The organism is Azospirillum ramasamyi, assembly GCF_003233655.1.
GTDB lineage: Bacteria > Pseudomonadota > Alphaproteobacteria > Azospirillales > Azospirillaceae > Azospirillum > Azospirillum ramasamyi.
The window spans coordinates 200994-213304 of record NZ_CP029834.1; the positions used below are offsets into that span (position 1 = coordinate 200994).

Below are 12311 nucleotides of genomic sequence, written 5' to 3' on the forward strand. Positions count from 1 at the left end.
ACCGTTCGCCGCGCCGCGAGAGTAATTTGCGGCCCGTTTGGCGAATGGGATGGCTAACCGTGAGCATTTATCCGGAGAGCGGCCAGCCGGTGCGGCTGTCGGTCGTTGTCCCCGTCTTCAACGAGGCCGACAATGTGCTGCCGCTGCTCGACGAGATCGAGCGGGCGCTGGCGCCGGTCGGCGGCTTCGAGGTCATTTTCGTCGACGACCAGTCCGACGACGACACCCAGGCGCGGCTGGCCCCGGCGGTCGAGGCCGGCCGGCTGCGCGTGCTGCGCCATGTCCGCCGCTCCGGCCAGAGCGCCGCGGTGCGCAGCGGCGTCAAGGCGGCGCGCGGCGAATTCGTCGTCACCCTCGACGGCGACGGGCAGAACGACCCTGCCGACATTCCGGCGCTCTACGCCCTGGTGTCGACGGGAGAGGCCGGCGCTCCGGTTCTGGTCGGCGGCCTGCGCAGGAAGCGGCAGGACACCCTGTCCAAGCGCTGGGCCTCCAAGATCGCCAACGCCGTGCGCCAGTCCTTCCTGCAGGATGGCTGCACCGACAGCGGCTGCGGGCTGAAGCTGTTCCGCCGCGACGCCTTCCTCGACCTGCCGTTCTTCGGGGCGATGCACCGCTTCCTGCCGGCCCTGTTCCGCGCCCACGGCCATCCGGTCGCCTATGTGCCGGTAAACCATCGCCCGCGCGAACGCGGCGTGTCAAAATACAACAACTGGCGGCGCGGGCTGATCGGCGTGGTCGATCTGCTGGGCGTTTACTGGCTGAAGCGGCGGACGAAGCTGTCGCCCGTCTCCGAACGCCTCTGACCGACCTTCGCTGCGACCACAAGACCCTTCCGGGACAGGATTTTCACAATGCTAGAGCGCGCTGCGGCCTGGTTCCACGAACAGAGCACGACCGACCTGATCTGGGTCGGCATCGGCTTCTTCGCCCAGCTGATGTTCACCATGCGCTTCATCGTCCAGTGGATCGCCAGCGAGAAGGCGCGGCGCAGCGTGGTGCCGGAGCTGTTCTGGTACTTCTCGCTGGGCGGCGGCCTGATGCTGTTCGCCTATGCCTTCTACCGCTTCGACCCGGTCTTCATGTTGGGGCAGGGGATGGGTCTGGTGATCTACGCCCGCAACGTCTATTTCGTCTGGACCCACAAGAAGTCGCTGGCCGACGGCGACGCGGTGCCGAGCAAATCGTGACCACATCCACCCTGCCGCGCGCCGCCCTGCCGATCTGGGCCTATGCGCTGCTGGCGCTGATCGCCGCCGCGCTTTTCCTGCCGGGCTTCACGGTGCTGCCGCCCTTCGACCGGGACGAGGCGCGCTTCGCCCAGGCGTCGTCCCAGATGCTGGACAGCGGCAATTTCATCGACATCCGCTTCCAGGACGAGGCGCGCTACAAGAAGCCGGTCGGCATCTATTGGCTGCAGACCGCGGCGACCACGCTGGCCGATGCGGTGCGCGGCGTTCCGGTGGGCGGCGAAAAGCTGATCTGGACCTATCGCATCCCGTCCTTCCTGGGCGCGATCCTCGCGGTGCTCGGCAGCGCCTGGACGGCGGCGCGGCTGTTCGGCGGTCCGGCCGGCTTCATCGCCGGGCTGATGATGGCGTCCTGCGTCGTGCTGGGGGTCGAAGCCCGGATGGCCAAGACGGACGCCGTCCTGCTCGCCACCGTGGTGATCGGACAGGCGGTGCTGGCGCATCTCTACCTCACGCGGCGCGATCCGGCTCCCGCCGGGCGGGCGGCCTGGACCGCGCCGCTGGTGTTCTGGATCGCCGCCGGCGTTGGCGTTCTCGTCAAGGGGCCGCTGGTCCTGCTGGTGTCGGGCAGCACGGCGCTGGTGCTCGCGCTGTGGGACCGCGAGGCCGGCTGGCTGAAGCGTCTGAAGCCGCTGGCGGGGCTCGGCATCGTCGCCGCCATCGCCGCGCCGTGGCTGATCGCCATCGCCATCAAGAGCAATGGCGCCTTCTTCGCCGAATCCGTCGGCCACGACATGCTGGGCAAGGTATCCGGCGGGCAGGAGGGCAAGGGGCTGCCGCCCGGCTATTATCTCGGTACCTTCTGGGTCACCTTCGCCCCCTGGTCGTTCCTCGCCCTGCTGGCGCTTCCCTGGATCTGGGCGCGCCGCCGGCTGGACGCCGTGCGCTTCTGCATCGCCTGGATCGTCCCGAGCTGGCTGGTGTTCGAGGCGGTGCCGACCAAGCTGCTGCACTACACTCTGCCGGTTTTCCCGGCCATCGCCGGGCTGGCCGCGGCGGCGCTGCTCGACAGTTTCGACCGCAGCCGCGAACGGCCGCGCCGCTGGCTGACGGCCGCCGCCGTGGCGCTCGGCGTCATCGGCTTCGGGGCACTGACCCTGGCGGTCGCGGTGATCCCCTGGCTGGTCGGCCAGCGGATCGACCCGATCGCGGTGTCGCTGGTGCCGGCGGTGGGCGGGCTTTTCGCGCTCGCCATTCATCTGTTGCTTGGCGCAAGGCGCCAGATGGGCCTCGCGGCCGGGGTGGCGGCTGCCGCCCTGCTCTATGTGGGGACCTACACCGCGGTGCTTCCGGGCATCGACGGCGTCTGGGTCAGCCGGCAGGCCGCCCGCGCGGTGGCGCAGGTCCAGCCCTGCGCGGACAGCGTCGTCGCCTCCGCCGGCTATTCGGAACCGAGCCTCGTCTTCCTGCTGGGCACGCCGACCAAGCTGGTCCATGGCGCCGGTGCGGCGGCGCATCTGCTGTCGGACCGCGCCTGCGGTCTGGCCCTGGTGGAGGACCGGGAGGCCGCAGCCTTCCTCGACAGCCTGGGCACCGCCACGCCGCTGCCGCTGGCGGAACTGGACGGATTCAACTACAACACGGGCAAGCGCCTGCACCTCACCCTCTACCGCCTGCCTGCGCCATAAGGGCAGAAGGCCTCCCCGCTTGGGGAGGGCGCCGCCGGGATGGGTAACGCGCCTCCGCATTGGACGGCGCGGGCGCTTTCCGCTCGACTGCATCTTCAGATCCGTTTTCCGGACGAAAGGTGCCTGTTCGATGACCCGCGTTGCATCCGCTGCCAGAGCCGCCAGGACCGCTGTCGTCAAGACTGCCGCCGTCGCTGCCGTGTCCCTCCTGGGGATGGCGGCGCTGTCGCTGCCGGCCAACGCCCAGAAGCAGGAATATGCGCCCTGGGTGTACGACCAGATGGTGCCGACCGGTCCCTATATGCGCAACATGGATCAGGCGCAGCCGCTCCCCGGCCCGGCGCCGTCCCATTGGGGCGCCACGCGGTCGGGTGAGCATCGCGCCGGCATGACCCGCTACGGCACCGACGTGAGGCGGACGAACCGCCACTATTCAACCACCCATTCGCTGACGCCGCCGCCGGTCGATCCCGCCGCCGCCCGGCGGATGATGGCCCCGCCGCGCAGCGCCGACGCCCCGCCCACCCCGCGGACGGCCCAGCCTCAGTAATCCGCGCCCGGCATCTCGCCCGGCCGCCACAGCCACGCAGCGCCGCGCACGCCACTGGAATCCCCATGGCGGGCGCGGCGAACAGGCGTGTCCAGCCGGTCGGAGAAGGCCCAGGGCTCCATCGCCGCCGGCAGCCGGTCATAGAGCAGTCCCGCGTTCGACAGGCCGCCGCCCAGCACGATGACGTCCGGGTCCAGCAGGTTGGCCACCGCCGCCAGCCCGCGGGCCAGCCGGCCGACCAGCCGGTCCGCCGTCGCGGCGCATCCGCGGTCGCTGTCGGCGTGCGAGAGGATCATTGCGGCGTCCAGCGCCTCGCCGGTGGCCGCCAGATGGTCCGCCGCCACCGCGGGCCCGGAAACGAAGGTCTCCAGGCAGCCGTGCTTGCCGCAGTAGCAGGCGGGTCCCGGCCGTTCGGCGTCGGTCGGCCAGGGCAGGGGGTTGTGTCCCCACTCGCCGGCGATGGCGTTGCGCCCGCCGAGCGGCCGGCCATGCACGACGATGCCGGCGCCGCAGCCGGTGCCGAGGATCGCCGCGAACACCACGCCGCAGCCGGCCCCGGCGCCGTCGGTCGCCTCCGACACCGCCAGGCAGTTGGCGTCGTTCTCGATCCGCACCGGCCGGCCGAGCGCCTGGACGAGATCGCGGGTGAAGTCCTTCCCGATCAGCCAGGTGGAATTGGCGTTCTTGACCAGCCCGGAGGCCGGGGAAATGGCGCCCGGAATGCCCAGCCCGACCGTCGCCTTGCCTCCGGCGGGGATTTCTCCCTCCAGCCTCGCGACCAGATCGCGGATCGTCGCGACCGTCCCCTCATAATCGCCTTTGGGCGTAGGCACCCGGTGGCGGGCCAGTTCGTTTCCCTGACGGTCGAGCAGGATGCCCTCCGTCTTCGTGCCGCCCAGATCGATGCCGATGCGGCGCCCGCCCGCAAAATCCGATCCGCTCGACCCGGAGCCGTCCAACCCGGTTCCGGCTGATTTCAATCCGGTGGCTGCCATGCCGCGTGACCTGTCTTGCGATGGAATGATCATCCATAGCGTCGCCGCCGCCGCGGCGTCCAGCGATGGAAACTGCCAAAAAGGACAGTCGCCGAAGGTATAGGTCGCTACCGCGACTCGGCGTGTCGACTCCGCCGCGGTCGTGGGACAAAACGCAAGCGGCCGGCAAATACCATTGACCGGCCACGGCGTTCGGGTAGAAGGTCGCCGACTGTCGGGCGGTCGCCGATCCCGCCCCAGCCCCTCCTACCGTACCGCGCCAACGGAGCCCCTGATGAGTCGCCAGCGCGCTGCCCTTCGCCTCTCCCTGAAAGCCCTGACCGGCGCCGCCGTCCTCGGCGCGCTGCTCGCCCTGCCTGTCGCGCCCGCCAGCGCCGCCACCGCCAAGGAGGCTGCGAAGACGGCCGCCGCGAAGGCGCGCCCGACCAAGGCCAGCGTCCCGGCCGCGCCCGCCTGCTACAATCGGACCGAACATGCGGCCGAGCAGATGATGCGCCTGCACACCGAGATGATGGTGGTCGGGCTGACCTGCCGCACCGTGGTGCCGGACAAGAAGCCGTTCGACATCTACAAGGACTTCTCGGTCAAGAACCGTGCCCTGCTGTCCAATTCGGAAGCGTCGCTGATCAGCTATTACAAGCGCTCCGGCAGCGGCGGCAACGCCACCCGCCAGTTCGACATGTTCCGCACGGAATTGGCGAACGAGATCAGCCGCCGGGCCGCGACCATCGGCATCCCGCAATACTGCGCCAACTTCGTCGAACGGTCGGCGGTCGCCAAGGATCTGACCCCCGACGACCTGCGCACCCTGACCTCGGACGAGAAGAACGCGGGCCTGATGCATCTGGCCAGCCGCCCGCTCTGCGACGTGAAGGTGGTCAGCGGGCCGGATCCGGTCTTCGCCGTCGCCCAGGCCACGCCGGCTCCGAAGGCCGCCGCCAAGGCGAAGCCTCCGGCCAAGCCGAAGCCGAAGGTCGCCGCCGTCCCGGCCAAGCAGTCCGTCGCCGCCCGCTGACGCTGCAACGTCCGGTTTCCGGACGCGCATTCGCAACGCCCCGCACGGCAACCGCCGGCGGGGCGTTTTGCGTTTTTCCACCTCTCCCGAACGATGCCCGCCGCGAACGACTCATGCGGACAGCACAAATCTGTCTTGCAAAAATCCGTCAGGCTGGTACTACCGAAAAGGTCAGGAGGAACTCTCGCCGAACGGCCCGGCCGTGTCGGAACTGCATCCTCCAAATAGGAAAAATCATGGTCCGTCAGTCCAGTAGACGGAACTCCGGCTGTTACGGCATTCCGTTTGGTGAATGGACGGGCTGCACCAGACAGGGGGCTGCTGTTGCGTGACCGGTGTGCCGAATGTGCCCGTGCCGCCGCACCCTGCCTTTGCGCCGTGCTGAAGGTGGGGTGAGGACATGGATTATTTTCTACAACAATTGATCAACGGCTTGTCGCTTGGGGCGATTTACGGCCTGATCGCGATCGGCTACACGATGGTGTACGGCATCATCGGGATGATCAACTTCGCGCATGGCGAGATTTACATGATCGGCTCCTTCGTGGCGCTGATCACCTTCCTGGCCATCGGCGCGCTCGGTATCACCTGGGTGCCTCTGGCCCTGCTGGTCATGCTGCTCGCCTCCATGCTGTTCACCAGCGTCTACGGCTGGACGGTCGAGCGCATCGCCTACCGGCCCCTGCGCTCCTCGCCCCGGCTGGCGCCGCTGATCTCCGCCATCGGCATGTCGATCTTCCTGCAGAACTACATCCAGCTCCTCCAGGGCGCCCGCTCCAAGCCGCTGCAGCCCATCCTGCCCGGCAACCTCACCCTGATGGACGGCGCCGTCTCCGTCAGCTACGTGCGCCTGGCCACCATCGTCATCACCCTGGTCCTCATGGTCGGCTTCACCATGCTGATCAACCGCACCTCGCTGGGACGCGCCCAGCGCGCCTGCGAGCAGGACAAGAAGATGGCCGGGCTGCTCGGCGTCAACGTCGACCGCGTCATCTCGCTGACCTTCGTCATGGGCGCCGCGCTCGCCGCCGTCGCCGGCATGATGGTGCTGCTGATCTACGGCGTCATCGACTTCTACATCGGCTTCCTCGCCGGGGTGAAAAGCTTCACCGCCGCCGTGCTCGGCGGCGTCGGCTCGCTGCCCGGCGCCATGCTCGGCGGCGTGGTCATCGGCCTGATCGAGGCCTTCTGGTCCGGCTATGTCGGCTCCGAATGGAAGGACGTCGCAACCTTCTCCATCCTCGTCCTCGTCCTGATCTTCCGGCCCACCGGCCTGCTCGGCCGGCCCGAGATCGAGAAGGTGTAAGCGCCATGACCCTGCACTCCAACACCGTCCCGTCCGCCGCCGCGGGCGGCAAGGCGCGCGGCGTCGACTGGGCCGCCGCCGTCAGGGAGGCCGGGCTCGCCGCCTTCGTCGCCCTGCTGCTGACCGTGCCGCTGGTCGGCCTGCGCACGGTGGACCGCCCCACCGGGCTGGGCATCGAAGCCCGGCCGGAGGAGGTCGTCGCCTCCATCGTCCTGGTCTTCCTCGGCCGCCTCGGGCTCGGGCTGATCCGCCATGGCCTGGCGCTGCCGGTGCTGATCCTGGCGCTGGTTTGCGCCGGCGTCGGGCTGCTGCTGCCGATGCCGACCCAGGTGCTGCGCCTGGTGCTGGTGCTGGGCGGCGGCGTCATCGCCATCCGCGCCGCGCTGACGGTGGCCACCGGCCGCTCCAAGCTGTCGCAGGCCGACCGCGACAAGCGCATGGACCGCATCGCCGCCAAGGTGCAGCACGCCAGCCGCTACATCGGCCCGGTCGCCGTCGCCTTCGCCGCCGTCCTGCCGCTGACCCCGATGGCCGACCGCATGATCCTGGACATCGGCATCCTGCTGCTGACCTACATCATGCTGGGCTGGGGCCTGAACATCGTCGTCGGGCTGGCCGGCCTGCTCGACCTCGGCTATGTCGCCTTCTACGCCGTCGGCGCCTATTCCTACGCCCTGCTGGCCCATTACTTCGGCCTCAGCTTCTGGGTCTGCCTGCCGCTGGCCGGCCTGCTCGCCGCCATCTCCGGCGTGCTGCTCGGCTTCCCGGTTCTGCGGCTGCGCGGCGACTATTTCGCCATCGTCACCCTGGGCTTCGGCGAGATCATCCGCATCATCCTGGTCAACTGGTACCAGTTCACCGGCGGGCCCAACGGCATCTCCGGCATTCCGCGGCCGAGCTTCTTCGGCATCGCCGACTTCTCGCGCAGCCCGGCCGACGGCATGGCCGCCTTCCACGAGATGTTCGGGCTGGAATTCTCGCCGCTGCACCGCATCATCTTCCTCTACTACCTCATCCTGGCCCTGGCGCTGGTGGTGAACCTGTTCACGCTGAGGGTGCGCAAGCTGCCGCTGGGCCGGGCGTGGGAGGCCCTGCGCGAGGACGACATCGCCTGCGCCTCGCTCGGCATCAACCGCACCAACATGAAGCTGGCGGCCTTCGCCATCGCCGCGATGTTCGGCGGCTTCGCCGGCTCCTTCTTCGCCACGCGCCAGGGCTTCATCAGCCCGGAGAGCTTCACCTTCATCGAGTCGGCGATCATCCTGGCCATCGTGGTGCTGGGCGGCATGGGCAGCCAGATCGGCGTGGTGGTCGCCACGCTGCTGGTGATCGGCCTGCCCGAGGCGTTCCGCGAGCTGGCCGACTACCGCATGCTGGCCTTCGGCGGCGGCATGGTGCTGATCATGCTGTGGCGTCCGCGCGGCCTGCTGGCCCACCGCGACCCGACCATCCTCCTGCATGGCGGCTCCCATGGCGGCAACAAGCCCCCCGCCGCGACGGGAGCCGCGAAATGAGCGCCGTCATGAGTGAAAAGCCCCTGCTCACCGTCGAACACCTGACCATGCGCTTCGGCGGTCTGGTGGCGAACAACGACGTGTCGTTCGAGGCGCGGGCCGGCGAGATCACCGCGCTGATCGGCCCGAACGGCGCCGGCAAGACCACGCTGTTCAACTGCGTCACCGGCTTCTACACCCCCACCGTGGGCCGGCTGACGCTGCGCCACCCGGAGGGCCGGGAGTTCCTGCTGGAGCGGATGCCGGGCTACCGCATCGCCCAGCTGGCCGGGGTGGCGCGCACCTTCCAGAACATCCGGCTGTTCAGCGGCATGAGCGTTCTGGAGAACCTGATCGTCGCCCAGCACAACAAGCTGATGCGCGCCTCCAAATTCGCCATCGCCGGGCTGCTGGGCTTGCCCAGCTACCGCAAGGCCGAGCACGATGCGGTGGAGCTGGCGAAATACTGGCTGGACCGGGTGCGTCTGACCGAGTTCGCCGACTGGGAGGCCGGCAACCTGCCCTATGGCGCCCAGCGCCGCCTGGAGATCGCGCGGGCGATGTGCTCGGAGCCGGTCCTGCTCTGCCTGGACGAGCCGGCGGCCGGGCTGAACCCGCGCGAGTCGGCGGAGCTGGCCGAGATCCTGACCTTCATCCGCGACGTCCAGACCCCGCAGGGGCACCGCACGGGCGTGCTGCTGATCGAGCATGACATGAGCGTGGTGATGCGCATTTCCGACCATGTGGTGGTGCTGGACTATGGCCGGAAGATTTCCGACGGCGATCCGGAGCATGTGAAGAACGACCCGGCGGTGATCCGCGCCTATCTGGGCGAGGACGAGGACGAGGCGCTGCCGCCGGAGGTGGCGGCCGACCTGAACATGCCGCAAGAAGCGCAGAAGGGGGCCTGAGCCATGCTGAAGGTATCGGGCGTCCACACCTTCTACGGCGCCATCGAGGCGCTGAAGGGCATCGACATCGAGATCGGGTCCGGCGAGATCGTCTCGCTGATCGGCGCCAACGGCGCGGGCAAGTCGACGCTGCTGATGACGATCTGCGGCAGCCCGCGGGCGCGCCAGGGCCGGGTGTTCTTCGAGGGCGAGGACATCACCGACCTGCCGACCCACGAGATCGTGCGGCGCGGCATCGCGCAGAGCCCGGAGGGCCGGCGCATCTTCCCGCGGATGACGGTGCTGGAGAACCTGCAGATGGGCTCGATCGTCGCCCAGCCCGGCAGCTTCGAGCGCGAGCTGGAGCGGGTGCTGACGCTGTTCCCGCGGCTGAAGGAGCGCATCAACCAGCGCGCCGGCACGATGTCGGGCGGCGAGCAGCAGATGCTGGCGATCGGCCGCGCGCTGATGAGCCAGCCGCGTCTTCTGCTGCTGGACGAGCCGAGCCTGGGTCTGGCGCCGCTGATCGTGAAGCAGATCTTCCAGGTGATCCAGGAGATCAACCGGGAACAGAAGATGACGGTGTTCATGGTGGAGCAGAACGCGTTCCACGCGCTGAAGCTGGCGCACCGGGCCTATGTGATGGTGACGGGGAAGATCACGATGACGGGGACGGGGGCGCAGCTTCTGGCCGACCCGGAGGTCCGCGCGGCCTATCTGGAAGGGGGCCACTGAGATGGAGACGATCCTGGGCTCGTCGGTTCCGGTGTTCGTGTTCCTGACGGTTCTGGTGTTCGGCGGCTGCGGCGTGCTGACCGGCCAGACCCTGGCGGAGGGGTGGAAGCCGGTGTCGAGCGTGCTGGCCTATTCGCTCCTGCTGGGGGTGGGCGACCGCTTCCTGGCCTGGGGCCTGTTCGGCGAGCAGCTGCTGTCGCTGTGGGGCTTCGCCGTCCACACCGCGGTGATCGCGCTGATCACCCTGACCGCCCACCGCATCGCCACCGCCCGCCGCATGGTCAACCAGTATCCCTGGCTCTACGAGCGCGCCGGACCATTCGCATGGCGGGAGAAAACGGGCGCCGCCACCGACGAATAAGTCATTCAGGATAGGCCGTACAGCTGATTGGTGCCAGCGAAACTGTCGCATACCGCACCACTTGGGGTATGGTAATCTGGAATCCGCCGGAGGGGACCCGGCGGCAAGGCCCGCAAGGGCCGGGGGTATGTTGCAACAGGGACCATTCACAGAACAGGGAAGCACACCCATGAAATTCAAGCTGTCCCTTCTCGCCGCGATCGCGGCGACCGCGCTCTCCGCCACGGCCGCCAAGGCCGACATCGCGGTGGCCACCGCCGGCCCGATCACAGGCCAGTACGCCACTTTCGGCGAGCAGATGAAGAAGGGCATGGAGCAGGCCGTCGCGGACATCAACGCCGCCGGCGGTGTCCTGGGCCAGAAGCTGAAGCTGGAAGTCGGCGACGACGCCTGCGATCCCAAGCAGGCCGTCGCCGTCGCCAACCAGCTGGCCAAGGCCGGTGTGAAGTTCGTGGCCGGCCACTTCTGCTCGGGTTCGTCGATCCCGGCCAGCCAGGTCTACGCCGAGGAAGGCATCCTGCAGATCTCTCCGGCTTCGACCAACCCGAAGCTGACCGAGCAGGGCCTGAAGAACGTCTTCCGCGTCTGCGGCCGTGACGACCAGCAGGGCCTGATTGCCGGCAAGTATCTGCTGGACACTTACAAGGGCAAGAACGTCGCCATCCTTCACGACAAGTCGGCCTACGGCAAGGGTCTGGCCGACGAGACGCAGAAGGCGCTGAACGCCGGCGGCCAGAAGGAAACCATCTACGAAGCCTACACGGCCGGTGAGAAGGACTATTCCGCCCTGGTGTCCAAGCTGAAGCAGGCGAACGTCGACGCCGTCTACATCGGTGGCTACCACACCGAAGCCGGCCTGATCGCCCGCCAGATGAAGGACCAGGGTCTGAAGGCCATCATCGTGTCGGGTGACGCGCTGGTGACCAACGAGTACTGGGCCATCACCGGCGACGCCGGCGAGAACACCATGATGACCTTCGGCCCGGATCCGCGCGAGAAGCCGGACGCCAAGGCCGTCGTGGAGAAGTTCCGCAAGGCGGGCTACGAGCCGGAAGGCTACACCCTTTACACCTACGCCGCGCTCCAGATCTGGGCGAATGCCGCCAACGAAGCGAAGTCGACCGACGCTGCCAAGGTTGCCGAAGTCATGCGCAAGGGCAACTACGACACCGTCATCGGCAAGCTGGGCTTCGACGCCAAGGGCGACGTCACCAGCCCGGCCTATGTCTGGTACAAGTGGCAGAACGGCCAGTACGCCGAAGTGAAGTAAGCGAAACGCTTCCGCGTTCCGTGAAAAAGGAGGGCCGGCACAGATGTGCCGGCCCTTTTTTCATTCGACCCGCCTTGCCGCCGGGTCAGGGAATAGGTCGGGGAACATAAGCGACCGACTGGACCATGGACGGTTGCGCCGCAGCAATCTCTGGTGACGAAAGGCCGGATGCGATCCGGCGCCCCGACCGCTCGCTCAGCAGTCGTTCGGAGGTCCTCATCACCTCCCGCCAAAAGGCGGCGGCACGGGTGTGGTTGGCGGCCGTGAGTTCGACAAGACGAACGCGGCTCATTCGAATCGCGGTTTCACCCAGTTCATCAACCAGGCGGGTCGCGAAGACAAGCACGTCGAGATCGGTGTTCATGACCCCTATGAACCCACAAGCGGGACCAATGTTCCAGCTTGAAGCTGCACTGCGACAAAGGGTCATCGGGGGTGCCCCGGACGTGCTGCGCCGCAACAACGCCCATGCGGCATCGAAGAACTGTCACCGAACGGACACTCGCCACGACCGGGGTGTTTTGTGGTTCAATGGCGCCCTTCGCAGCTGCCGTGACGGCAGCAGGTATGGGATGGGTTTTGGAGAACGTCAATGCGCAGAAAGCGCGAGGTGATCGAGGGACAGATTTATCGCAAGCTGTCCCCCAGCGGCGGCTATTGGGAAGTGCTCGCCATCCGCAAGGACGGCATGGGTACCCAGCATGCCCAGATGAAGCGGACCGATGATCCGAAGACGCTGAAGACCCTGTCGGTGTCGACCCTGCTCGATCCCCAGCAGTTCGAGCTCGTCACCGAGTAGCGCTCCGTCCGGCAAGCGC

General features: G+C 68.0%; 14 protein-coding genes. 12 read left to right on the forward strand and 2 right to left on the reverse strand.

Translation table 11 applies throughout. The annotated features are described in order from the left end of the window. The first annotated feature begins 44 nt into the window (after nucleotides 1–44). The 4 genes from DM194_RS25525 to DM194_RS25540 all read left to right on the forward strand — a co-directional run bounded on the left by DM194_RS25525 (nucleotide 45) and on the right by DM194_RS25540 (nucleotide 3428). On the forward strand, nucleotides 45–806 hold the full coding sequence (locus DM194_RS25525; protein WP_111070460.1) for a glycosyltransferase family 2 protein: 762 nt from the start codon (nucleotides 45–47) through the stop codon (nucleotides 804–806). Between the two features lie 48 nt (nucleotides 807–854). After that, nucleotides 855–1190, forward strand: a complete 336-nt coding sequence (locus tag DM194_RS25530; protein ID WP_111070461.1) for a lipid-A-disaccharide synthase N-terminal domain-containing protein — start codon at nucleotides 855–857, stop codon at nucleotides 1188–1190. Next, nucleotides 1187–2878, forward strand: coding sequence for an ArnT family glycosyltransferase (locus DM194_RS25535; RefSeq protein ID WP_111070462.1), 1692 nt, complete (start codon nucleotides 1187–1189; stop codon nucleotides 2876–2878). Before DM194_RS25530 ends, DM194_RS25535 begins: the two co-directional genes overlap by 4 nt. Nucleotides 2879–3008: 130 nt before the next feature. Continuing rightward, on the forward strand, nucleotides 3009–3428 hold the full coding sequence (locus tag DM194_RS25540; RefSeq protein ID WP_111070463.1) for a hypothetical protein: 420 nt from the start codon (nucleotides 3009–3011) through the stop codon (nucleotides 3426–3428). Here DM194_RS25540 and DM194_RS25545 read toward each other — a convergent pair. Then, nucleotides 3422–4423 (reverse strand): ROK family protein, encoded by a 1002-nt coding sequence (locus DM194_RS25545; protein ID WP_246024671.1) that lies wholly within the window; start codon nucleotides 4421–4423, stop codon nucleotides 3422–3424. The two genes, DM194_RS25540 and DM194_RS25545, sit on opposite strands and share 7 nt — an antisense overlap. Nucleotides 4424–4697: 274 nt before the next feature. Here DM194_RS25545 and DM194_RS25550 point away from each other — a divergent pair, with 274 nt between their 5' ends. The 7 genes from DM194_RS25550 to DM194_RS25580 all read left to right on the forward strand — a co-directional run bounded on the left by DM194_RS25550 (nucleotide 4698) and on the right by DM194_RS25580 (nucleotide 11493). Continuing rightward, nucleotides 4698–5438, forward strand: coding sequence for a hypothetical protein (locus DM194_RS25550; protein WP_246024672.1), 741 nt, complete (start codon nucleotides 4698–4700; stop codon nucleotides 5436–5438). A gap of 400 nt (nucleotides 5439–5838) precedes the next feature. Next, complete coding sequence (locus DM194_RS25555) at nucleotides 5839–6744, forward strand: ABC transporter permease subunit (RefSeq protein WP_063635815.1); 906 nt, start codon at nucleotides 5839–5841, stop codon at nucleotides 6742–6744. A 5-nt stretch (nucleotides 6745–6749) separates the two neighbouring features. Beyond that, nucleotides 6750–8258: a high-affinity branched-chain amino acid ABC transporter permease LivM gene (gene livM / locus DM194_RS25560; protein ID WP_111070091.1), complete on the forward strand. Its 1509-nt coding sequence runs from the start codon at nucleotides 6750–6752 to the stop codon at nucleotides 8256–8258. An 8-nt stretch (nucleotides 8259–8266) separates the two neighbouring features. Beyond that, the gene (locus DM194_RS25565; RefSeq protein ID WP_246024570.1) at nucleotides 8267–9148 is read left to right on the forward strand and encodes an ABC transporter ATP-binding protein; all 882 of its coding nucleotides are present in this window, start codon (nucleotides 8267–8269) and stop codon (nucleotides 9146–9148) included. A gap of 3 nt (nucleotides 9149–9151) precedes the next feature. Continuing rightward, the gene (locus DM194_RS25570; RefSeq protein ID WP_111070087.1) at nucleotides 9152–9862 is read left to right on the forward strand and encodes an ABC transporter ATP-binding protein; all 711 of its coding nucleotides are present in this window, start codon (nucleotides 9152–9154) and stop codon (nucleotides 9860–9862) included. Between the two features lies 1 nt (nucleotide 9863). Beyond that, nucleotides 9864–10223, forward strand: coding sequence for a DUF6867 family protein (locus DM194_RS25575; protein ID WP_111070466.1), 360 nt, complete (start codon nucleotides 9864–9866; stop codon nucleotides 10221–10223). A gap of 169 nt (nucleotides 10224–10392) precedes the next feature. Further along, nucleotides 10393–11493 (forward strand): branched-chain amino acid ABC transporter substrate-binding protein, encoded by a 1101-nt coding sequence (locus DM194_RS25580; protein WP_111070467.1) that lies wholly within the window; start codon nucleotides 10393–10395, stop codon nucleotides 11491–11493. Between the two features lie 85 nt (nucleotides 11494–11578). On the opposite strand, the gene DM194_RS25585 is transcribed toward DM194_RS25580, so the two are convergent. After that, a complete protein-coding gene (locus DM194_RS25585) occupies nucleotides 11579–11857 on the reverse strand; it encodes a hypothetical protein (RefSeq protein ID WP_111070468.1) in 279 nt (92 codons plus the stop codon). A 228-nt stretch (nucleotides 11858–12085) separates the two neighbouring features. On the opposite strand from DM194_RS25585, the gene DM194_RS25590 reads away from it, so the two are divergent. Next, the gene (locus DM194_RS25590; RefSeq protein ID WP_111070469.1) at nucleotides 12086–12292 is read left to right on the forward strand and encodes a hypothetical protein; all 207 of its coding nucleotides are present in this window, start codon (nucleotides 12086–12088) and stop codon (nucleotides 12290–12292) included. Nucleotides 12293–12311: the final 19 nt, after the last annotated feature.

Coding starts and splice junctions, on each gene's coding strand:
- DM194_RS25590 (WP_111070469.1), top strand. CDS start 12,086: ATGCGCAGAAAGCGCGAGGTGATCGAGGGACAGATTTATCGCAAGCTG.
- DM194_RS25555 (WP_063635815.1), top strand. CDS start 5,839: ATGGATTATTTTCTACAACAATTGATCAACGGCTTGTCGCTTGGGGCG.
- DM194_RS25580 (WP_111070467.1), top strand. CDS start 10,393: ATGAAATTCAAGCTGTCCCTTCTCGCCGCGATCGCGGCGACCGCGCTC.
- DM194_RS25530 (WP_111070461.1), top strand. CDS start 855: ATGCTAGAGCGCGCTGCGGCCTGGTTCCACGAACAGAGCACGACCGAC.
- DM194_RS25540 (WP_111070463.1), top strand. CDS start 3,009: ATGACCCGCGTTGCATCCGCTGCCAGAGCCGCCAGGACCGCTGTCGTC.
- DM194_RS25565 (WP_246024570.1), top strand. CDS start 8,267: ATGAGTGAAAAGCCCCTGCTCACCGTCGAACACCTGACCATGCGCTTC.
- livM (WP_111070091.1), top strand. CDS start 6,750: ATGACCCTGCACTCCAACACCGTCCCGTCCGCCGCCGCGGGCGGCAAG.
- DM194_RS25550 (WP_246024672.1), top strand. CDS start 4,698: ATGAGTCGCCAGCGCGCTGCCCTTCGCCTCTCCCTGAAAGCCCTGACC.
- DM194_RS25545 (WP_246024671.1), bottom strand. CDS start 4,423: ATGGCAGCCACCGGATTGAAATCAGCCGGAACCGGGTTGGACGGCTCC.
- DM194_RS25575 (WP_111070466.1), top strand. CDS start 9,864: ATGGAGACGATCCTGGGCTCGTCGGTTCCGGTGTTCGTGTTCCTGACG.
- DM194_RS25525 (WP_111070460.1), top strand. CDS start 45: ATGGGATGGCTAACCGTGAGCATTTATCCGGAGAGCGGCCAGCCGGTG.
- DM194_RS25585 (WP_111070468.1), bottom strand. CDS start 11,857: ATGAACACCGATCTCGACGTGCTTGTCTTCGCGACCCGCCTGGTTGAT.
- DM194_RS25570 (WP_111070087.1), top strand. CDS start 9,152: ATGCTGAAGGTATCGGGCGTCCACACCTTCTACGGCGCCATCGAGGCG.